Genomic DNA, 21,836 nt, shown 5'->3' with positions numbered 1-21,836 from the left:
CGATAATTTATTTAACGGGAACTTCCTTCATCACGTAGGCTTCGATCACATCGCCCACCTTGATGTCGTTGTAGTTCTCGATAGTTAATCCTAATTCATAACCCATCTTAACTTGCTTGACGTCGTCCTTGAACCGCTTCAAGCTACCCAACTTACCTTCGTAAATGACCACGCCGTCACGAATCAACCGGACGTCGCTGTCAGCGTTGACGTAACCTTCAGTTACCATCCCACCGACAATTGTGCCGACCTTAGAGGCATGGAAGATATCCTTGACTTCAATTTCACCAGTGATTTCTTCTTCGTAGGTTGGTTCCAGCAGCCCCTTCATCGCCGTCTCAATTTCATCGATAGCGTTGTAGATGACGTTGTGCAGGCGAATGTCGACCTTGTCGCTGTCGGCTTGGGCCCGTGCTTGTGGCGTTGGGCGAACGTTGAACCCGATAATGATGGCATCTGAGGCTTCCGCCAAAGTGACATCACTTTCGTTAATGGCCCCAACGGCAGAGTGAATGATGTTGACCCGCACGCCAGAGACTTCAATCTTCTTCAAGCTCCCAGCCAAGGCTTCAACGGAACCTTGAACGTCAGCCTTGATGATGACGTCAACTTCCTTCATTTCGCCTTCCTTAAGGGAATCGAAGAGGTTGTCCAACGTGACATGACTCGTGTTCCGGCGTTCCTTGACCAAGGCTTCCTTGGCCCGTTCTTCACCGGCTGCCCGAGCCGTCTTTTCATCGTTGAAGACCACGAACCGGTCCCCAGCTTCTGGCACGTCGTTCAACCCAGTAATTTCAACAGGGGTTGATGGTACGGCGTCCTTGATCCGACGACCACGTTCGTTGACCATCGTCCGGACACGACCAAACGTGTTCCCAACAACGATTGGGTCCCCAACGTGTAAGGTCCCTTGTTGAACCAGTAAGGTCGCAACGGAACCTTGACCTTGATCCAAACGGGCTTCGATAACGTTCCCAGCACCGTTTTGTTCAGGGTTAGCCTTTAATTCCAAGACTTCGGACTGCAGTAAGATCATGTCGAGCAGTTCATCGATGTTCTTGCCAAACTTCGCTGAAATTTCAACGAAGATGGTGTCGCCACCCCAGTCTTCAGGAATCAATTCGTATTCCGTCAATTGTTCCATGACGTGGTTCGGGTTAGCACCTGGCTTATCGATCTTGTTCACAGCCACGATAATTGGCGTCCCAGCAGCCTTCGCATGGTGAATGGCTTCGATGGTTTGTGGCATAACCCCATCATCGGCAGCGACGACCAAGACAGTGATGTCGGTAATTTCAGCACCACGGGCCCGCATTTCAGTAAAGGCCGCATGTCCTGGGGTATCCAAGAAGGTGATCAGCTTGTCATTGTAGTGGACTTGGTAAGCCCCAATGGCCTGCGTGATCCCACCGGCTTCACCCTCGGTAATGTGAGAATGACGTAAGTGGTCCAACAACGTCGTCTTCCCATGGTCAACGTGACCCATGATGGTAACGACTGGTGCCCGGGTAACCAGGTGGTCCTTGTTAGCCATTTCTTCATCAAAGGCCTTGTCGATATCAGAAACGTCGACTTCAACCTTTTCTTGGGCCTTGATGCCATAGTCGTCGGCCAAAATTTCAATCGTATCCTTGTCCAGGGATTGGTTTTGGTTGACCATGACGCCTAACATGAAGAGTTTCTTCACGATTTCAGCTGAAGAACGGTGTAAGATTTTTGCCAAGTCTTGGGCGTTCATCCCATCGGAGTAGACCAGAACTTCTGGTAAAGCCTTGTTCTTCCGTTCTGGTGCGCCCTTGTGTTGGTTCGTGTCTTTAATCCGTTGGTTCTTCTTATAACGATTATTGTTATTATTACGACGGCGGTTATTGCGGTTGTTCCGGTTATTACGGCCCCCACGGCTATTGCCGTTGCCACCGTTGCTACGCCGGCCGTTACTATTGTTTGTATTATTATTCAAGCTTCCACCAAATCTGCCGGTACCGGAATTATGTTGCTCAGTGTGTGTACTCCCGGTCTGGCCATTATTTTTATTGTTGTTACGGTGATTCTGATTGTTGCCCCCATTACCATTATTATGGTTCCGGTTGCCATTGTTGCCGTTCTGTTGAGTACGGTTCCCGCCAGCCGAATTCTGCTGTGAACGTGGTTGTTTCCCATTCGTCGACGACTTCTGCTGGTTACCGGACTGCTGCGAACTCCCATGGTTCTGGTGAGTCGTCGCGTTGCCACGAGTCTGGTTCCCGGATTGCGCTGGTCGAGCAGCCTGCGTGGTTGACGCAGATTGACGAACCGGCTGCGACTTACCAGCGGCTGGTTTAGCTGCTGGCTTGCCTTGAGGCTTAAAAGCAGCCCGTAACTGACGTTCTTCGTTCTCGCCGAGCGTTGACATGTGGTTTTTCACCGGAAAGCCTTTTTCTTCGGCTTTCGCGATGATCTGTTTACTGGAGACGTTAATTTCTTTTGCGAGTTCATAGATTCGCTTTTTCCCCATATCTTCACACTCCTTAATATTCTACCGATCACGAGAACGTCAGGTGGCTACTCAAGTAATTGTTGTAACTTCCGGACAAATCCCGGATCAGTAATTGCGATGACCGTGCGCGCCGACCCAATGGCCGTGCTCAGTTGGTCCTTAGTAAATGATTCATTCAATGGGACGTCATAGCTCGTCGTTTTATCACGGAATTGCTTTTGGCTACTCTTACCAGTGTCGCTGGCCATGAGTACCAATTTAGCTGACCGATCCCGCACGGCGGCTAGGACAAAGGACTCACCGGTAACCAGTTTACCTGCCCGCCGGACCAGTCCTAATAATTGTAAGGCGCGCTCGGGATTAGTCATTGTCGAATAATTCCCGTCGTGCTTGCTGATGATCAACGTACGCAATTAAATCATCGTAAAATTGATCATCGATCTTAACACCAAAGGCGTGGTCAAAGGTCCGTTCCTTCTTAGCCCGTTGCGCAATGGCTACATCCAAACTGATGTAGGCCCCGCGCCCGGATTGCTTGCCGGTAGGATCAATGCTGACCGCTTGTTCTTGGTTGCGGACGACCCGCACCAATTGTTTCTTTGGTGCCATTTCCCCAGTCACAATATCCTTGCGCATGGGGATCTTCCGTTGTTTCATGGACCTAACCCTCCTTGTAAATGGCGCTATTCGGCGTCGTCACCGTCGTCGGTAGCGTCACTAGTGGCGTCGGTATCCGCTGCTGAATCAGCTGGGGTTGCCGGTGCGGCATCTTCAGTCGTTTCAGTCTCAGCTGATGGAACGTCCGTCGTGGCTTCAGTGGTTGCAGCCGCGTCTTCATCAGGCGTCGCTGCGGCAGAAACATCACTGGCTTCAGTCGTGTCGTCGCTAGCAGTCTGATCAGCTTCCATTATAGCAGATGCTTCGGATTCTGATTTGATATCGATCTTATAACCGGTCAACTTAGCGGCTAAACGAGCATTTTGGCCCCGCTTACCAATGGCCAGGGATAATTGATAGTCTGGCACGATGACTTGGCAAGCTCGTTCGTTGTTCGGGTCAAAGATAACGTCCAAGACTTCGGCTGGGTTCAACGCGTTAGCGATAAACTTGGCTTCATCATCGGTCCATTCAACGATATCCATGTTTTCACCACCGAGTTCATTCACGATGGTCTGAACCCGTTGACCACGAGGGCCGACACTGGTCCCCACGGGGTCGATATCAGGGTTGTTTGAACGAACCGCAACCTTGGCCCGGTCACCGGCTTCACGCGCAATCGCCATGATTTCCACAGTCCCATCGTAAACTTCTGGGACTTCTTGTTCAAATAACCGCTTCAATAAATCGGCGTGGGTCCGGCTAACAAAGACTTGTGGGCCCTTGGTGGCGTTTTCCACACGGGTCACGTAGACCTTGATGCGGTCGTGAATCCGGTAAGTTTCGTTAGGCATTTGATCCTGACGACCCATCACGGCTTCAACCTTGCCCAAGCTGACGTAAACGAACCGTGAATCCTGGCGTTCAACTTCCCCGGTCACGATTTCATTTTCGTATTGGCTGTATTGGTTGTAGATGATGTTCCGTTCTGCTTCACGAACCCGTTGCAGGATAACCTGCTTGGCCGTTTGCGCAGCGATTCGACCGAAGTTCTTAGGGGTGACCTCAAACTTGATGTCATCACCAATTTCGTAACCCTTGTTGATGGTCAGGGCTTCATCCAGGCTAACTTCCAGCCGTGAATCGTAGACTTGGTCAACGACTTTCTTAACGGCAAAGACGTGAATGTCCCCTTTTCGTTGGTCAAAGTTGACCTCAACGTTTTGGGCTTGGTCGTAATTACGCTTGTATGCCGAAACCAAAGCGGCTTCGAGGGCGTCAATCACGATTTGTTTGTCGATGCCTTTTTCCGTTTCCAGAACATCTAAGGCACCCAATAATTCTTTACTCATGTGTTGTTTCGCTCCTTATTGTTAGAACTTGATAGCTAACCGGGCTTGCGCAATGGCGTCGCGGGGAATCGTTAAGGTCTTGATGCGACCCTTTAAATTAACCGTTAAATCCATACTATCTGCGCTTAATGATTCCAAAGTTCCTTCATAAACCTTGCTATTACCGATCTTTTGGTAAAGGGATACGTGGATGTAATCCCCCACAGCCTTTTCAAAGTCGGCCGGCTTCTTCAATGGTCGTTCAGCACCCGGTGAGGATACCTCCAAGAAGTAGGCTTGAGGAATGGGGTCTGGATCTAAGCTATCCATCTTTTCGGATATCTCATCACTGACCATCGCACATTCTTCAATGTTGATGCCCCCCGGCTTATCGATGTAGAGCCGCAGGTACCAACTCTTACCTTCCTTGACAAATTCAACGTCAACTAGTTCAAACTGATGCTGCGCCACGATTGGCTGGGCTAAGGCCGTCACGGTCTCGACGACAGTACTCAAAGAATTCCGCCTCCTATATTTTTCCATTAAAAAGAGTGAGCAATGACTGCTCACTCATTTAAAAAACGAGTTTAACTACAAGAGCTAGTTTACTACAGCTACCGCGTGATTGCAACCGTCGCGCCCCTTACGCTTCACAAGTTAACAGGAGCAAAACGAAGCCGACAATCGTGATAAATTCAAAGACTAAGAAATTCAAACGCGTTGTCGCCATCGATTTTAAACTAATGGCCTTAATTAACGTGAGGATGAAAGCCACCACGAAGTAGGCTAACACCATCGCCAAGAACGTGGCCTCACCCACGCTCGCCATGATACCGAACAAAATGTAACCTAAGCCAAGCAAACAATAACCTGCCAGAAAAATCCACCCATCTGGTAATCTCACGAACCGCCGTAACATGGTGAACACCCGCTTTCGCTAAAGTTTATTAATGGTTTACGTTTTCCTTAAGTAAATTATAACATAGTTAGCGGACTTTGTAAGCGTTTACAGTCCGATTGTTTGGGCATTAAGACTGTGTTTGCGCCTCCGGTCTGGTGAAAATGGGACCGGTCCGCTGTGGGCGAACGACCGGAGCCAAAGTACGGTCTCCGGTCTTACTTTGAGCCGCTGAAAATCGCGTCTCAAAGATATCAATGCCCTAAGCGGCAAAGTGCGCCACTAAGGGCATTCCCACGGCTGAGCCCATTTTCGCCAGACCTGCGGCTCACACTGTCTTAGCCCAAAATCACCGGTTAACTGGTCGTATTGGCAGTCACGTAAACTAAAAATACCTTTAGCAACTTCTAACGCGCAATCTAACGGTCATCGAACTAACTCGTTGGGCAAAAAACATTCCCTCATCATTGCTTGTTCAAGGCTTTTAGAATTTCCTTTAAAACCACAAAATATGCAAACGAAAAGGCAGAACCCCATATGGGAATTCTGCCTCTTTAACACAATATCATCCAAAGCAAACTGATGTCGCCGTGAAACGGGCTCAACTAGTATCAGCCGTGAGGGCGGCGAAAATAAACTCAGTTGTGGGAATTGCTTCGGCTGTCCGCCCTCAGCGTTCCGGTTTATTTTCGCCGCCCGGTAAGGCGCTGTGACCGCCAGTTGAACCAACTTCCACGTGACACCACATCATAAACAAGCCATAGTTAATGAGGTATCCTCTGCTGACTCCTCCACCATGTAAGCCGATAGGGCGAGAAAAATGGGCTCAGCCGGGGGATTTTCTAAGTGATTTGCTTAGAAAATGGCGACTTTGAAACACGGTTTTCGTGGTTCAAAGCGAGGGCAGAGACCGCCCTTTGGCTCTGGCCGTCCTGCCCCCAGCGTTCCGGCCCATTTTTATCGCCCGGCAAGGCGCGGTCAGCACACAACTTCGAGTCAGGAGAGGTTACATCATGTCGTCGAAGAGGCTGAGCTGGTTCTCATCCGGCAAGCCCTTCAGCACGCCGTTCTCAGTCATAAAGTCGATGATGGTCTTTGAGACCTTCCCGCGCTTGGCCAGATCTTCCTTAGAAATGAAGGGCCGGTCGTTGCGGGCAGCCACGATTTGCTTGGCGACGTTTAGGCCCAAGCCAGGAGCAGCTTGGAATGGTGCAATCAATGTGTCGCCATCGATGATCCAGTCGGCAGCGTCGGAACGTTCCAGGTCGATCATTTTAAAGTTGAAACCGCGTTCGAGCATTTCGTTGGCTAATTCCAACACGGTCAGGAGGTTTTTATCCTTGGTGGACGCATCCATTCCCTGGTCGTTGATGGCCTTCATGGCCGCCTTAACCGCCGTCTTCCCCTGTGACATGGCGACGACGTCAAAGTCATCGGCCCGCACAGAGAAGTAAGCGGCGTAGTAAATAATTGGGAAGTAGACCTTGAAGTAGGCCACCCGCAACGCCATCAGCACGTAGGCTGCGGCATGGGCCCGGGGGAACATGTACTTGATTTTCAAACAAGAATCAATGTACCAGTCCGGACAGTCGGTCTCCTTCATTTTCTCTTGCCATTCATCCGGGATACCCCGGCCTTTCCGCACGTGTTCCATAACCTGGAAGGACGTTTCGGAATCAAGGCCGAAGTTAATCAAGTCGGTCATGATGTTATCCCGACACCCAATCACGTTGGCGATGGTGGCGGTGCCGTTCTTAATCAATTCTTCGGCGTTTCCTAACCACACATCGGTCCCGTGAGAGAGTCCAGAAATTTGGAGCAATTGCGAGTAGTTCTGCGGATGCGTTTCTTCCAGCATCCCCCGGACAAACCGCGTCCCAAATTCAGGCACACCCAGCGTCCCGGTCTTGGATTGAATTTCTTCCGGCGTCACGCCTAAGGAATCCGTCCCAGAGAACAACGCCATGACCCCGGGATCATCCATCGGAATGGTCTGTGGATCGACCCCAGATAAATCTTGGAGCGTCCGGATCATCGTGGGGTCATCATGCCCCAGAATATCAATTTTCAAAATATTATCATGGATCGAATGGAAATCAAAGTGGGTCGTTTGCCAAGCCGCGTTCTGGTCATCGGCTGGGTACTGGATCGGCGTAAAGTCGTAAATATCCATGTAGTCCGGCACAACAATGATCCCCGCGGGATGTTGACCCGTGTTCCGTTTAACCCCGGTCACACCCTTGGCTAGCCGATCAATCTCGGCGCCCCGCAAGTTCTGCTCGGTGTCTCGTTCATAGGCCTTGACGTACCCATAACCGGTCTTGTCCGCCACCGTCCCAATCGTGCCGGCCCGGTACACATTTTTCTCACCGAACAAGACTTTGGTATAGTTGTGGGCAATTGGTTGGTAGTCCCCGGAGAAGTTCAAATCGATATCGGGGACCTTGTTTCCCTTAAACCCTAAGAAAGTTTCGAAAGGAATGTTATGGCCGTCACCGATCATTAACGTCCCACAGTTGGGGCAATTTTTTTCGGGTAAATCGTAGCCGGAACTGTATTCCCCTTTGGTATAGAAATGAGAATACTGACAGTTCGGGCAACGGTAGTGTGGGGGCAACGGGTTCACTTCGGTAATTCCGGTGAACGTGGCCACGACACTGGACCCAACGGACCCCCGTGACCCAACTAAGTATCCGTCTTTATTGGATTTGGCTACTAACCGTTGGGCAATCAAATAAATCACGGAGAACCCGTTGCCAATGATGGACTTCAGTTCCCGGTCGACTCGGTGCTGAACCAGTTCAGGCAGCGGATCGCCATACCACGCGTGCGCGGTATCCATAGTCCGTTGCCGAATTTCATCCTCGGCACCTTCCATCCGGGGCGTGTACAGCTTATCCTTTAACGGATGAACCTCGTCCACGTCGTTGGCAATTTTCTGCGTGTTGGTGACCACGATTTCCTTGGCCGTTTCCGGTCCCAGGTAAGCAAAGTCATCCAGCATTTCATTAGTTGTCATGAAATGCGCGTCCGGCAACTCGTGGCGGTTCAGCGGGTTTGCACCCCCCTGGGAGTGAATCAGAATTTTCCGGTAAATGTAGTCTTCCGGATCCAGGTAATGCACATCCCCGGTCGCCACAACGGGCTTGTTGAGGTCGTGCCCCAGCTTGACCATGTTGCCCACGATTTCTTCTAGGTTGGCTTCGTCAGCAATCAAACCGGAATCAATCAGGGGTTGGTAGGCCGCCTTGGGCTGAACTTCCAAGTAATCATAGTACTTGGCCTTCGCTGCCGCCTCGACCTGACCCTTTTGCATCATGGCCGTAAAGACTTCACCGGAAGAACAAGCCGAACCGACAATGATGCCGTCCCGGTACTTGTCCAGCAAGCTGCGTGGTACCCGGGGCACCCGGTAGAAGTAATCCACGTTCGAGGCTGAAACCAGCTTAAACATGTTCTTCAACCCGTCCTGGGTCTTGGCAATCAAAATGGCATGGCTCGGCCGCGCGTGCTTGTAGGCATCGTTGTCGGTCATGTGATCATTTAACTGATCATGGTACTGAATATTGTAGCGGTCCTCGGCATCCTTTAGGAACAGATAATTCAAGTGTCCCGTGGACTCCGCATCGTAAACGGCCCGGTGATGGTGCTCCAGACTGACATGGAAGCGTTTAGCCAAGGTATTCAACCGGTAGCTCTTCAGCGTTGGGTACAGGAACCGGGCCAACGTTAAGGTATCAATGATGGGGTTACTGATTTCGGGCATCCCGTGACGCTGGTACCCGGTATTCATGAACCCCACGTCAAACGTGACGTTATGCCCAACGATGATGGCATCCCCACAGAATTCGCGGAAGAGCTTAAAGACTTCCTCTTCCGACTTGGAACCGGCCACCATATCGTCCGTGATACTGGTCAAATTGGTCGTCTGCTCGGACAGGGGGAACCCGGGGTCAATGAACTCTTCAAACTGTTCGACGACGTTTTTATGCTGCATCTTGACCGCTGAGAGTTCGATAACTTTATCGTAAATGGCGGACAGCCCAGTGGTTTCCACGTCAAAGACAACGTACGTGGCCCCATCTAAGGCCTCGTGAGCGCTGTTGTACCCGATTGGTACCCCATCGTCCACCAGGTTGGCTTCCACCCCGTAGAGCATCTTGATGCCTGCCTTAGAACCCGAATTGAAGGCGGCAGGAAATCCTTGCACGTCGGCGTGGTCCGTAATGGCCAGCGCTGGCATCCCCCATTTTTTCGCCCGGCTCACGTAATCCGTGATGGGGTTCGTTGCGTCCATTTGGCTCATGGACGTGTGTAAATGGAGTTCAACCCGTTTCTCATCCGCCGGCGCTGTATCCTGGCGCATGGCGTGCTTAACCTGGTTGATATCGTAGGCGTTCAAGGCCAGGTCATGCATGTAGGTGTCTTCCTGCACGCTCCCCCGAACCTTGACCCAACTGCCTTCTTCGACGCCGGCAAATTGGGCTTCGTCTTCGGCCCCACGAGAGAATTTCTTCACGGCGAACGAGGACGTGTAGTCGGTGATCTTCAGGGTCAACAGTTGCCGACCCGACCGTAGCTTCCGCACTTCCTTGTCGAAGACGTAACCTTCAACCACCACGGAACGTTCCTCTTGGGTGATATCCACCATCCGGGTAATCGGTTGGTCACCTTTGATGGTCTTCCCAATCTGAGTGGGACCCTCAGCAGCTGGTGTATCGCCCTGAGCGGCCCGTTTCTGATTAGCCTTTTCAATCGCCGCAGCTGCCTGTTGGGCCAACTGGGCATCGTTCTTTTCCTGACGGGCCTTGAATTCATCAATCTTGGCCTGAGACTTAGACTCGTCGACCATGACCTTGATATTAAACTTAGGGAACCCGGCATCCCGGTACGTGGCTTCCAACGGGCCGAGGGCCTGGTTGGTCAAAAAGTCTTTGACGACCTCATTTTGCGCGTACAACAATACCCGGTTATCTTCGTCCAGTCCCGGAACCTGTGACTGACACAATTCCTGCACCAGGTTACTGGTCAAGCCGCTGTTTTCCACGACCCACTTCCAGTAGTCCCCGAGTGCCCGGTTCGTCAGTTCCGGCTGGTCCACTTCCAAAGTCGCCTCGACCTTAGCAATATCCTTAAAGGCCAGCTGTAAATGATTGTGAAAATCGACGAAAGCCGTGAACGGCATCAAACTTGGTAACTTCAAGAAGAAGTGCCACCGCCGTGATTGCTCGTGCACCGTGAGCCGGTCAATGGTGGCCGTCTGGAAATACGGTTGCGCCGCAGCAGCAGACAGATCTAGTTGTTGTAGTAATTTTTCAAATAAAGCATGGCGATCTTCGTCCACGAGGAAACTCCTTTCATAACTTGAAACATTTCTGTGAGGAACCAAAAAGACCAGCCATCAATGCTGGTCTTTACGGTGTCGCTAGTCGATGTCCTTGAACAGGATTTCAACGGTACTAGCAACCTCGTCCTTGATCACTTCGACCGTTTCACCAGTCTTGCGAATTTTAATTTCAACAATGCCTTCGCCGGCCTTTTTCCCAATCGTGATGCGGACCGGAATCCCCATCAAATCAGAGTCAGCGAACTTCACGCCTGGACGTTCTTTCCGGTCATCAGTCAGCACGCGGTAACCCTTGGCAGTCAACTCATTTTCGAGTTCGGTCGTCAGGTTAGCTTGGTCTTCCTTCTTCAGGTTGACGGGAACCAGGTGAATATCAAATGGCGCAATGTTCCGGGGCCAAACTAGCCCGTTCTCATCAGCTTGTTGTTCGGCGATAGCGGACAGTAAGCGGCTCACACCGATACCGTAAGAACCCATCACAACAGGCTTTTGCCGGCCACCTTCGTCCAGAACGGTTGCGCCAAGGGCATCGGAGTAACGCGTTCCCAACTTAAAGATATGCCCAATTTCAATTCCCTTAGTGAACTTCAACACGCCGGAACCATCTGGTGACAGGTCACCCGGTTGGACATCTCTGAAGTCATCGTAGGCGTCGACCCGGAAGTCGCGGCCGGCGTTGGCGTTCACGTAATGGTAGCCATCTTCATCGGCACCGACAATCACGTTGACCATGTCGCCAACGTATTGGTCGGCTAAAATTTTAACGTCTTCGCCAACACCGACAGGGCCAAGTGAGCCAAAGTTAGCGTTCAGGAACTTCTTGGCGTCTTCTGGTGTTGCGGGGTCTAAGAAGTCGGCATCCAAGTAATTTTTTAACTTGGTTTCGTTGACTTCGTGGTCCCCACGAACCAAGACCATGACGGGTTGTTCCTTGTTGGCAATGTAGAGCATGCTCTTAACTAAAGCTGCCGGCTTCACGTCAAAGAAGTCAGCCACTTCATCAATGGTCTTGGCACCAGGCGTCGCAACCTTCTTTAGGTCTTCGGCTTGGGCGTGAGACTTCTTACTGATGAAGAGGCTCTTCGCCATTTCCAGGTTAGCTGCGTAATCAGAGGAGTCAGAGTAGACGATGGTGTCTTCCCCAACGGGTGCGATGGCGGAGAATTCCTTGGAATCCTTCCCACCCATGGCACCACCATCCCCAACGATGGCCCGGTAGTTCAAACCGACCCGGTTGAAGATGTTCTCGTAAGCCTGTTCCATTTGATCATAGATTCGGTCTAGGTCTTCATCATTGATTGAGAAGGAGTAAGCATCCTTCATGATGAACTCACGGCCCCGTAATAAGCCGTACCGTGGCCGGTCTTCATCCCGGTACTTAGGTTGGATTTGGTACATCACCAACGGCAACCGCTTGTAGGACTTGATGGCGTCACGAATCAACATGGTAAAGGTTTCTTCATGGGTTGGCCCTAAGATAAAGTCCGTGTCGTGGCGGTTTTTAAACTTAAATAAGTTGGGACCGTACGTTTCGTAACGGCCAGAATCTTGCCACAAGGTAGCGGGTAAAATGGCTGGCATCAACGTTTCAACCGCGTCAATTTTCTCCATTTCTTCACGAATAATCGACTCGATGTTCGCTAAGACCCGGTAAGCCAGTGGCAAATAAGCGTAAACCCCAGCAGTGACTTGGCGAATATACCCCGCCCGTAACATCATTTGGTGGCTCAACGCTTCTGCCCCATTCGGAACTTCCTTCAAAGTTGGAATGAGTAGTTTCGATTGTTTCATAGTTAAATATTCCCTTCCCGTAACGACCGAATTTGTTAATGAATGAAGTAACGTTCAATATCGTTCCACGTCACTAAGAGCATGAGTAGAACCAAGAACCCTACCCCCACCAACGTAATCGCCGCTTCCACGTTTTCTGAAAGTGGTTTGCGTCGAATGGCTTCAATAAAGTTTAATAATATTTTACCACCATCGAGGGCTGGAATTGGCAATAAATTGACAATTGCCAAGTTAATTGAGAGGAATGCTAAGAAGTTCAGCACCCCAACGGCCCCGTACTGCGTGGCTTGAGAGGTTGTCGCAAAGATGGCGACGGGCCCCCCTAAATCATTCAAGCTAAAGTGACCGGAGACCATGTGCCACAGCGCACCAAACAAAGCCTTGGTCATCGTCCAAGTTTGGGTAAAGCCAGAAGCCAAAATGGCCCCAATGTGCTTGTCCTGCGCCTGGGTAATCCCAATCATCCCCACGGTCTTGCCGTTAGACTTTTGTCCAGCCGGCGTTACCGTGACGTGCTTCGTAGTGGACCCCCGTTGAATGGTCAGCGTGGTTTTCTTATGCGCCAGTGGCTGGATGGCGTTGCTCAGATCCGTCCAATTCGTGGTCTTCTTGCCGTTGACGGCGGTAATTTTATCGTTCGTCTGGACGCCGGCCTTCTTGGCCACAGAAATCGGTGAACTGGCCACCTGAATCTGGTTGGTGCCCATCGCCACGCCACCCTGAACGAATGACATCAGCATAAAGGTCACAATCGCCAATAAAATATTGTTCATGGGCCCGGCAAAGTTCGTCATTAACCGGCGACCTAGTGTGGCGGACTGGAATTGAACGTCCTTAGGCGCAATTTGCAATTCAGTCCCGTCGGCCTCAATAATGGTCGCGTTGTGGGCCACACTGTAGCGCTTAACTTCAGACTCGTCGCCGTTCTCGTATCCTTCAATCCAGAGTTCGTCCTCCAGATCAGTGCCGGTGACTTCCAGCGGAATTCCGTTAAATAACGTCGATTTCTTACTGGTGTTGATTCGTTCAACTTGCTCATTGTCGCCGACATAGAGGCTAACCGGCGTCCCAGGCTTAATTTCTTCCTCGTCGTCCTCGGCCCCAGCCATCCGGACGTACCCCCCTACCGGCAATAGCCGCAGGGTGTAGGTCGTCCCATCTTTTCCCCGGTGATAGACCAACTTGGGGCCCATCCCGATGGAAAATTCACGCACCAGGATCCCACCGCGTTTGGCAAAGTAAAAATGCCCAAACTCATGCACGATGACCAGGATCCCGAAAACGATGATAAAGGTAATAATCGTTGTAATCACAGGCGTCGTCCCTTCTTCAGTCGAGAGTAGCGTTTCGTTTTTGCATCTGCTCCCTAGCATACCCTAAGAACCCTAGGGGGCGCAAGCGAACAGCTAAGTCTAAATCAATCCGAATAAATGGATGACTGGCAGAACTAACAGTAAACTATCAAACCGGTCTAAGATGCCACCATGGCCGGGTAAAATCTTCCCGGAATCCTTGACGCCGTAGTAGCGTTTCAAAGCGGACTCAACCAGATCACCGAATTGGCCCACGATGGAGAAGACCAACGTCAACAGAACCATGACCAGCAAACTGTAGTGACCAATTGGGTAGAAGTACCAGAAAACACTACCGACAATCGTGGCCACTAAGGACCCCCCAATGGAACCTTCCCAAGTCTTGTTGGGACTGATGTGGGGAGCCAACTTGTTCTTCCCAATCTTCCGGCCAATCATGTAGGCCCCAGAGTCGGTCGTCCATACGATGAACAGCGCGTACAGCAGGGCAATCAAGCCCACGCCCCGTGCGGCGATGAAGAAGTGAAAGCCGATCCCGATGTACAGCATGCTCAGGGTAATGACCCCGGCATCGTCAAAGGAGAACCGGTTCTTGGAGACCACCGTCCGTAATAATAATAACAGGACAAATAAATAAACGATGTACCAAGGATTCAGGTAACTAGGTAACCAGTCCCACCAGCTGCTAGGTGCGATAACGGCAATGATACCGATACCAGAGATCCAAGCTTCTGGACTGATCAGCAATTTTTTCCGCATGATCAGGACTTCTGACAACGCAACCAAGCCTAACGCAATGGCGGCGATGTCCACCCAGATGCCCCCCGCGATAATAATGGGGATAAATATGATTAAGGCGATGACCGCCGTAATAACCCGTTGTCTCATGTTAAAAGCTCCTCAATTTTATTTTTTCTCCGGTTCGGAGGCTAATCCCCCATACCGCCGGTGTCGCTGTTGATACTCATAAATAGCCTCTTCCAGCGCTGTTTGGTCAAAGTCCGGCCAATGTTGCTGGGTGAAGACAAACTCGCTGTAGGCGACCTGCCAGAGCATAAAATTCGATAGGCGCTCTTCGCCACTGGTCCGAATCAACAGGTCAGGATCGCGCAAATCGCCGAGGTCACTGGTCATCAACTGGTCGTCGATGGCAGCGTCATCAATTGCAGCGGGATCTAAGGTCCCTGCCTGAACTTGTTGGGCTAACGTCTGGACGGCCGTCACGATTTCTGCGCGACCCCCGTAATTCAACGCGAAGTTCAACACCATTCCCGTACACTCAGCGGTATCCGCAATCGCATCCTTGACGGCCTTTTGCGTCGCGACTGGCAATTGATCCGTGTACCCCATGACTTTCACGCGAATGTTGTTCTTGATTAGGTCGGGCACAAAGGTCCCAAAGAAATCAACGGGCAACTTCATCAGATAATTCACTTCGGCAGTTGGCCGCTTCCAGTTCTCCGTTGAGAAGGCGTACAGCGTCAACACCTTAACCCCTAAATGACTTGCAGCCTTGGCAACCGTCTTGACGGTGTTCATCCCTTGCTTGTGTCCAGCGATTCGGGGCAAGTGCCGCTGCTGCGCCCACCGGCCGTTACCATCCATAATGATGGCAACGTGAGCCGGGATGTTGGCGTCATCCAGCTGACGTTCTGTCACTTCACCTGTTGCTTGATCTTTTTTTGAAAATGAAAACACGGCGCACCTCCATTGGTCTTTACAACCTCTCATCATAACAAAAAAGAGACCGGGAAACTATCCCGGCCCCCAAATTGAGCGAAAACTTTAATTTTGACCGGCTACTCAATTAACCGCCATTCGCCACGCTTAGCATCCGCTAACGTACCGAAGTAACTTAACAGGTTGTTGGCGTCATCAGCGCTAACTTGGCCTAACAGGTTCAGGCCTTCCCCAGTTGGGAGTGGGTCGGACAGGTCCGTGATTTCATTACCATTTTCGATGGTTGCCTTAGAAAAGGCCACAATCCAGTCGTCACCAATTAATTGGGTCACCACAAAGAACAGGTTGAAGTCATCGCTAACAAAAGCTGGTTGGGCGTAAACGCCGTCTTGAATTTGTTCCAGTTCAGCACCGTTGTAGTTCAAGATTGAAACGTTTTCCGCGTTAACCGGATTGTTTAAACGAAAGACCATTTTGCCAAATTGTTCCGTACCTGGCGTGATTTCAATGTTTTCTGAATCTTCTTGGTTGTTTTGTTTGTCTTCTGCCATATTTAAGCGCTCCTTTTATAGGTGGTTAGTCGGTCATAACTTCCTTTTCCTTGTCGGCAGCAATCGTGTCGACACCCTTGATAGCCTTGTCCGTTACTTTTTGGACTTGGTCTTCCAGGTTGTGCAGGTCGTCATCGGTGTAATCGCCGTTCTTATGGCCCTTTTTGATGCTATCCATGGCGTCACGACGGACGTTCCGGACGGCAACCTTGCCTTCTTCGGCTTTGGCCTTAACTTGCTTAGCAATTTCCTTACGCCGTTCCTCAGTTAATTGGGGAATGACCAAACGAAGGGCAGACCCATCGTTTGCTGGCGTAATCCCAACATCGGATTCCATGATACCCTTTTCGATGTCTTCCAAGGCAGACTTGTCGTAAGGTGTGACCAACAAAAGCCGTGCTTCTGGGATGGTAATGGAAGCCACTTGGTTCAGTGGTGTTGCGGCGCCATAGTAATCCACCATGACCCGGTTTAAAATGCTGGCGTTAGCCCGGCCGGCACGAATCGTTCCCAATTCACGCTTTAAGGCTTCTTCTGCCTTTTTCATTTTTGATTCTGCTGTTGTAACTATCTGATCAGCCATAATTATTTACCCCTAACTGTTGTCCCAATGTTCTCGCCCTCAACGACCTTGCGGATGTTCCCCGGTTGGTTCAAGTTAAACACGACAAATGGGATATCATTATCCATTGAAAGTGAGCTAGCCGTCGTATCCATGACGTGCAGGCCCTTGTTGATAATATCTAACTGTGTTAATTGGTCAAACTTCACGGCATTAGGATCCTTGTTGGGATCTGCTGAGTAGATGCCGTCAACCCCGTTCTTGGCCATCAAGATGGCATCGGCGTTGATTTCAGCTGCCCGTAAAGCCGCCGTGGTATCCGTGGAGAAGTAAGGTGAACCCGTGCCCCCAGCAAAGATGACAACGCGTTCCTTTTCCAAATGCCGAATGGCTTTGCGCCGGATGTAAGGTTCGGCAATTTGCCGCATCTCAATCGACGTTTGCACGCGGGTTGGGACCCCAATGGATTCCAAGTTATCTTGGAGTGCCAGTGCGTTCATGATAGTGGCCAGCATGCCGATGTAATCGGCTTGGGCCCGTTCCATACCCATCTGTTCGCCAGAAACCCCGCGCCACATGTTACCGCCACCAACCACAATAGCGATTTGAATGCCCAAGTTATAAACGCTCTTGACCTCTTCCGCTACGGTTTTAATTACTGGCGGATTGATGCCAAACCCCTTGTCGCCGGCCAAAGCCTCGCCACTGAGTTTCAGCATAATCCGTTTATACTTTACGTCCGCCATTGTGTTTCCTCCTATTGTATTCTGACAGTAATTCTATCATAAACGAGGGGCCAGTGATAGTCAGGGCGCACGAAAACCTGTTTTTCCTGACAATTCCTTACAAATTTCCCCATATTTGGGAAACCTTCACTGATAGCGCCTCCAACTAAGTCTAGTGTAACGCAGAATCCCTGACTTGTTTTGACTTATTTTATTGTCATTATTAGTCTGATTCCAGCAAAAAAGCGTAGACCCCCTTGCGGAATCTACGCTTTTTTTCGGAATTAACCGTTGATTTGGTCTTGAACTTCTTTGGCCAGGTCAACCGTTGGCTTTTCGATTCCTTCACCAACTTCGTAACGAACGAAGGTGACTAACTTACCACCCTTGCTAGCAACGAATTGGCTGACAGTTTGGTCGCCATCCTTAACGAATGGTTGGTCAGCTAAACTGATTTCTGACAAGAACTTGTGCAGACGGCCTTCAACCATCTTTTCAACGATCTTTTCAGGCTTGCCTTCGTTGAGGGCTTCTTGCTTCAAAACTTCACGTTCGTGAGCTAAACGGTCAGCAGGAATGTCATCGCGAGAAACAAATTCTGGGTTGATGGCAGCGACGTGCATCGCAACATCCTTGGCAGTCGCTTCGTCGGCGCCTTCCAAAACAACCAATGCGGCGATTTGGCCACCTTGGTGTAAGTAAGAACCGAAGACTTGGCTATCCGTCTTCTTTTCGATAGCAAAACGACGTAATTGGACGTTTTCGCTAGTTACTTGCGTGGTCTTAACGATTTCTTCGTTGATCGTTGAGCCATCAGCAGTTGGTAATGCCAAAGCAGCATCCAAGTCAGCTGGTTGCTTAGCAGCAATCGTGTCGGCAACTAAGTCAACTAAACCATTGAAAGTGTCGTTGGTTGCGACGAAGTCAGTTTCTGAGTTGACTTCGATGATGGCAGCGGTGTTACCGTCAACCTTCACGCGAGCCAAACCGTTAGCAGCAACGTTGCCGCTCTTCTTCTTGGCCTTAGCGATACCCTTTTCACGTAAGAAGTCGATGGCCTTGTCCATGTCGCCGTCAGAGGCAACGAGGGCCTTCTTAGCATCCATCATCCCAACTTGAGTCTTGTCCCGTAACTCTTTAACTTGTGCTGCAGTGATTTTACTTGCCATGTGTAATGGCCTCCTTTTATCAATTCATCTAAGGCACCAAAAAAGACTGACTCAATCTCAGGCCATTATCGGTCCTAAACATTAAGCCAGCCCAAGGTGCTTTAAATCATATTTGGAAAGTCGCGGTTGCCCGCAACCTTGCATTTAATTACTTGTTGTCGCCTTCGACAGCGTTAACGATGCTTTCCATTGAGTTGTCGGTCTTCTTGTCGCCCTTAGCGGCATCAGACTTCTTTTCAAAGGTCTTTTCGTCAACTTGGTCTTCACCCTGACGGCCTTCAACAATGGCATCAGCCATCTTGGAAGTGATCAGACGAACGGCACGGATAGCGTCATCGTTAGATGGGATAACAACGTCGATTTCGTCTGGGTCAGTGTTCGTATCAACCATGGCAACGATCGGAATGTTCAACTTTTGTGCTTCGTGAACAGCGATTTGTTCCTTGCGAGGGTCAACGATGAACATAACGTCAGGCAGCTTAGGCATGTCTTCGATACCGCCTAAGAAACGTTCCAACTTGTCTTGAGACTTCTTAAGTAAGGAAACTTCCTTCTTAGGAAGAACATCAAAAGTACCGTCAGTAGCCATCTTCTTCAAAGACTTCAGACGCTTGATCCGAGTTTGGATGGTTTCCCAGTTAGTCAAAGTCCCACCTAACCAACGGTGGTTAACGTAGTATTGACCAGCACGGGTAGCTTCTTCTTCGATAGAGTCTTGAGCTTGCTTCTTAGTCCCAACAAACAGAACAACGGCGCCTTTAGCAGCTTCGTCCTTCATGTAGTTGTAAGCAGCGTCAATCAACTTCACCGTCTTTTGTAAGTCGATGATGTAGATACCGTTACGTTCCGTGAAGATGTATTGCTTCATCTTAGGGTTCCAACGACGGGTTTGGTGACCAAAGTGGACACCGGCTTCGAGCAGTTGTTTCATTGAAATAACAGCCATGATAAAATGCCTCCAAATAGTTTTTGATTTCCTCCCCCACGCTCAACTGACTGGAGAACTCGCAAGCGAGCACCCCTCCGGTCATCACGCGAGGTGTGAATTGGCGCATACGCACCGAAAGTAATTATACAAAATCTCTCGCCTAAACACAAGCAAAAGTTTAGGATTCTTGGGAACCTCGTCTAGTGACTGACGGGACGCTGTTCACTAATTTCCATTCTGTTGGATTCTCTTAGCTGCCTGGTTAAAGCTAGAGCCGAACATTAGTCCCCTTCATCCTGGAAAATTGGCATTTTTTAATAAGTATGATAAACTACCAAAGAACTAAATGAGGAGGAAACGAAATGATAAAAGCGGTCGTCTTCGATGTCGATGACACGCTCTATGACCAAAAGGCTCCCTTCGTGGCCGCCTTGGAACCACTAGTAACCAATTCAGAAACGCTCGATTTTACCCAGGCCTTTCAGGATTACCGCTGCCAAAGCGCTAGCGCCTACGACCAGGTCGCCAGTGGCCGCTGGTCGCACGAAGAAATGGCCGTCAACCGTTTGAACGCCACCCTGCAAAAGCAGGACGTCGCGCCGGTTGACAGTGCCACGGCATTAGCGTTTGAACAAGCCTACGCCGCTGGCCTGCAAGAGATTAAATTGTTCCCGGGGCTGGCAACCGCCTTGGACCAACTGAAAGACCAATTTAAGTTGGGGATTATTACCAATGGTAAAACGCAACACCAACTCGCCAAGGTCATGCAATTGGAAATGCACCGGTGGATCGACCGGGACAACATCATCACGTCCGAGGAAGCCGGCTTAGCCAAGCCCGACCCCCAGATCTTCACGATGATGAATCACCGCTTGAACCTCCGTGCCACCGAAGTCGCCTACGTAGGTGACTGCTACGGGATGGATGTCAAAGGCGCTAAGCAAGCCGGTTGGCACGCGTTCTGGTTCAACCACCGCAATGCTGAAATGACCGACGGTGGTAGTTGGATTCCTGATCAGACGGTCGGCGATTCTTTGGAATTGCAGGACCTCCTGCTCGCCCTCTCCGCCGTCCCTGAACTGTAGGAACCGATTGAGCTTTGTCTTTCGTTCCCGGCGGCGGTCTCAAGATGCCCTGCCTGTGGGGAACGGCTCCAGCCTGAGGAACGGTCTTCCGCCTCGCCTTGAAACCTCGCAAAAATCGCGAGTTTCCAAGGTCGTCCCGTGGGCTAAGCTGAGAAATTCACTCAGCTAAGTCCACCGACACAGCTGGGCATCTTGGACCGCCTCTGGTCACTGACATGGCACAACGGTTTACGGTTCATCCTTAATTTGACTAAGCTTTGTACAATTCGGTTAGTCTTCCTAAATTAAAAGTAAGCATAAAAAAAGTCGCTCACCCGAGCGGCTTTTTTGCTAGCAATTTTTAGAACTTAACTTCGTTCTCGGCCTTGCCAGTTTCAATTAATTGTTTGTTGTTGTTTAAAGCAAATTGGACCATGTTCTTAACGGCCGTCTTGGTGTAGAAGGCGATGTGTGGCGTAACCAACACATTTTCGCGCTTCATCAAGTTCTTCAGGCGTTCGTCAGGAATGGCATCGAAGCTCCCGAAGTCGGTGTTAAAGATGCCCACTTCGTCTTCGTAAACGTCCAGCGCAGCCCCGGCAACCTTGCCGCTGTCGAGGGCCCGAATCAAAGCGTCCGTGTCGATCAGTGCACCACGGGCAGGGTTCAAGATCCAAACGCCATCCTTCATCTTACCGAAGGCGTCGTCGTTCAACATCTTTTCGTTGTCCTTGGTTGCAGGTGCGTGTAAGGAGATAACGTCGGCTTGGGCGTACAATTCATCCAGCGTATCCACGTAGATGCCCTGCTTTTCCAGTTCTGGGTTGTGGAAGACATCGTAAGCAATCACCTTGGCACCGAAGCCTTGGTAGATCTTCATCGCCGCACGGCCAATCCGACCAGTGGCAACGATACCAACCGTCATGCTGTTCAATTCATCCGCAATGTCTGGCGCCCAAGTCAGGTCACCGTTGGCCTGCTTGCGGTCAAACGTTGGTGTCCGCCGTAACAGACGCATCAATTGCGTAACTGTTAATTCAGCAATCGCTTCTGGTGAGTATGCTGGAACGTTGGTAACCTTGAAACCGTTGCGTTTAACGGCATCGGCATCAACGTTATCCACACCGACATTCCGTAATGACAGATTGGTCACCCCATTAGCGGCTAACTTGTCTAAGACAGAGGCCGTGTAAGGTTTTTGTTGGTAAACCACTGCCCCGTCATAGCCTTTAGCAAGATCAACAGTCTTGTCGTCTAAAAGGTCGCCGACAGCCTTAACTTCAATCCCTTGTTCCTTGGACCATTGTTCCAAATAAGGTTGTTCGTCGTCACGAATGCCATAAGCAATAATTTTCACAGTAATTTCCTCCTCAAATTAATTTGAGACACTTTTTTGAAGCACGG

General features: G+C 50.3%; 18 protein-coding genes. 1 reads left to right on the top strand and 17 read right to left on the bottom strand.

What is annotated here, in order from left to right; genetic code table 11:
- Positions 1–7 precede the first annotated feature (7 nt).
- The 16 genes from infB to rpsB all read right to left on the bottom strand — a co-directional run bounded on the left by infB (position 8) and on the right by rpsB (position 19,386).
- On the bottom strand, positions 8–2,494 hold the full coding sequence (infB, locus tag JUF13_RS01040) for a translation initiation factor IF-2 (protein WP_203637348.1): 2,487 nt from the start codon (positions 2,492–2,494) through the stop codon (positions 8–10).
- 47 nt (positions 2,495–2,541) lie between these two features.
- Positions 2,542–2,844 (bottom strand): L7Ae/L30e/S12e/Gadd45 family ribosomal protein, encoded by a 303-nt coding sequence (locus JUF13_RS01035; protein ID WP_203637347.1) that lies wholly within the window; start codon positions 2,842–2,844, stop codon positions 2,542–2,544.
- Positions 2,837–3,133, bottom strand: coding sequence for an RNase P modulator RnpM (rnpM, locus tag JUF13_RS01030; protein ID WP_125579840.1), 297 nt, complete (start codon positions 3,131–3,133; stop codon positions 2,837–2,839). The genes JUF13_RS01035 and rnpM overlap by 8 nt, the downstream gene beginning before the upstream one ends.
- Before the next feature lie 26 nt (positions 3,134–3,159).
- On the bottom strand, positions 3,160–4,425 hold the full coding sequence (gene nusA / locus JUF13_RS01025; protein WP_203637346.1) for a transcription termination factor NusA: 1,266 nt from the start codon (positions 4,423–4,425) through the stop codon (positions 3,160–3,162).
- Between the two features lie 21 nt (positions 4,426–4,446).
- The gene (rimP, locus tag JUF13_RS01020; protein WP_203637345.1) at positions 4,447–4,920 is read right to left on the bottom strand and encodes a ribosome maturation factor RimP; all 474 of its coding nucleotides are present in this window, start codon (positions 4,918–4,920) and stop codon (positions 4,447–4,449) included.
- A gap of 127 nt (positions 4,921–5,047) precedes the next feature.
- The gene (locus tag JUF13_RS01015) at positions 5,048–5,266 is read right to left on the bottom strand and encodes a hypothetical protein (protein ID WP_236002653.1); all 219 of its coding nucleotides are present in this window, start codon (positions 5,264–5,266) and stop codon (positions 5,048–5,050) included.
- Positions 5,267–6,308: 1,042 nt separating this feature from the next.
- Complete coding sequence (locus tag JUF13_RS01010; protein ID WP_203637343.1) at positions 6,309–10,646, bottom strand: PolC-type DNA polymerase III; 4,338 nt, start codon at positions 10,644–10,646, stop codon at positions 6,309–6,311.
- An 81-nt stretch (positions 10,647–10,727) separates the two neighbouring features.
- On the bottom strand, positions 10,728–12,440 hold the full coding sequence (locus JUF13_RS01005; protein ID WP_203637342.1) for a proline--tRNA ligase: 1,713 nt from the start codon (positions 12,438–12,440) through the stop codon (positions 10,728–10,730).
- Between the two features lie 35 nt (positions 12,441–12,475).
- Positions 12,476–13,753 carry an RIP metalloprotease RseP gene (gene rseP, locus JUF13_RS01000; protein ID WP_203637341.1) on the bottom strand — a complete coding sequence of 426 codons (1,278 nt, stop codon included), beginning with the start codon at positions 13,751–13,753 and terminating at the stop codon, positions 12,476–12,478.
- Between the two features lie 99 nt (positions 13,754–13,852).
- Positions 13,853–14,641 (bottom strand): phosphatidate cytidylyltransferase, encoded by a 789-nt coding sequence (locus tag JUF13_RS00995; protein ID WP_203637340.1) that lies wholly within the window; start codon positions 14,639–14,641, stop codon positions 13,853–13,855.
- 18 nt (positions 14,642–14,659) lie between these two features.
- Positions 14,660–15,451, bottom strand: coding sequence for an undecaprenyl pyrophosphate synthase (uppS, locus tag JUF13_RS00990; protein WP_203637339.1), 792 nt, complete (start codon positions 15,449–15,451; stop codon positions 14,660–14,662).
- A 101-nt stretch (positions 15,452–15,552) separates the two neighbouring features.
- Positions 15,553–15,984: a hypothetical protein gene (locus tag JUF13_RS00985; protein ID WP_203637338.1), complete on the bottom strand. Its 432-nt coding sequence runs from the start codon at positions 15,982–15,984 to the stop codon at positions 15,553–15,555.
- A 25-nt stretch (positions 15,985–16,009) separates the two neighbouring features.
- A complete protein-coding gene (gene frr / locus JUF13_RS00980) occupies positions 16,010–16,567 on the bottom strand; it encodes a ribosome recycling factor (protein ID WP_373300773.1) in 558 nt (185 codons plus the stop codon).
- Between the two features lie 2 nt (positions 16,568–16,569).
- Positions 16,570–17,292 (bottom strand): UMP kinase, encoded by a 723-nt coding sequence (gene pyrH, locus JUF13_RS00975; RefSeq protein WP_125762888.1) that lies wholly within the window; start codon positions 17,290–17,292, stop codon positions 16,570–16,572.
- Positions 17,293–17,555: 263 nt separating this feature from the next.
- A complete protein-coding gene (gene tsf / locus JUF13_RS00970; RefSeq protein WP_125762890.1) occupies positions 17,556–18,440 on the bottom strand; it encodes a translation elongation factor Ts in 885 nt (294 codons plus the stop codon).
- 148 nt (positions 18,441–18,588) lie between these two features.
- Positions 18,589–19,386 (bottom strand): 30S ribosomal protein S2, encoded by a 798-nt coding sequence (gene rpsB / locus JUF13_RS00965; RefSeq protein ID WP_125762893.1) that lies wholly within the window; start codon positions 19,384–19,386, stop codon positions 18,589–18,591.
- A gap of 344 nt (positions 19,387–19,730) precedes the next feature.
- Between rpsB and JUF13_RS00960 the strand changes: the two genes are divergently transcribed.
- Complete coding sequence (locus JUF13_RS00960; RefSeq protein ID WP_203637337.1) at positions 19,731–20,453, top strand: HAD family hydrolase; 723 nt, start codon at positions 19,731–19,733, stop codon at positions 20,451–20,453.
- A gap of 340 nt (positions 20,454–20,793) precedes the next feature.
- Here JUF13_RS00960 and JUF13_RS00955 read toward each other — a convergent pair whose 3' ends face one another.
- Complete coding sequence (locus tag JUF13_RS00955) at positions 20,794–21,789, bottom strand: D-2-hydroxyacid dehydrogenase (protein ID WP_125762897.1); 996 nt, start codon at positions 21,787–21,789, stop codon at positions 20,794–20,796.
- Between the last annotated feature and the right edge of the window lie 47 nt (positions 21,790–21,836).

It is taken from the genome of Levilactobacillus wangkuiensis (assembly GCF_016861605.1).
Taxonomy (GTDB): domain Bacteria; phylum Bacillota; class Bacilli; order Lactobacillales; family Lactobacillaceae; genus Levilactobacillus; species Levilactobacillus wangkuiensis.
The sequence above is the reverse complement of the archived record's forward strand: the minus strand, read 5'-3'. Positions and strand labels throughout refer to the sequence as shown.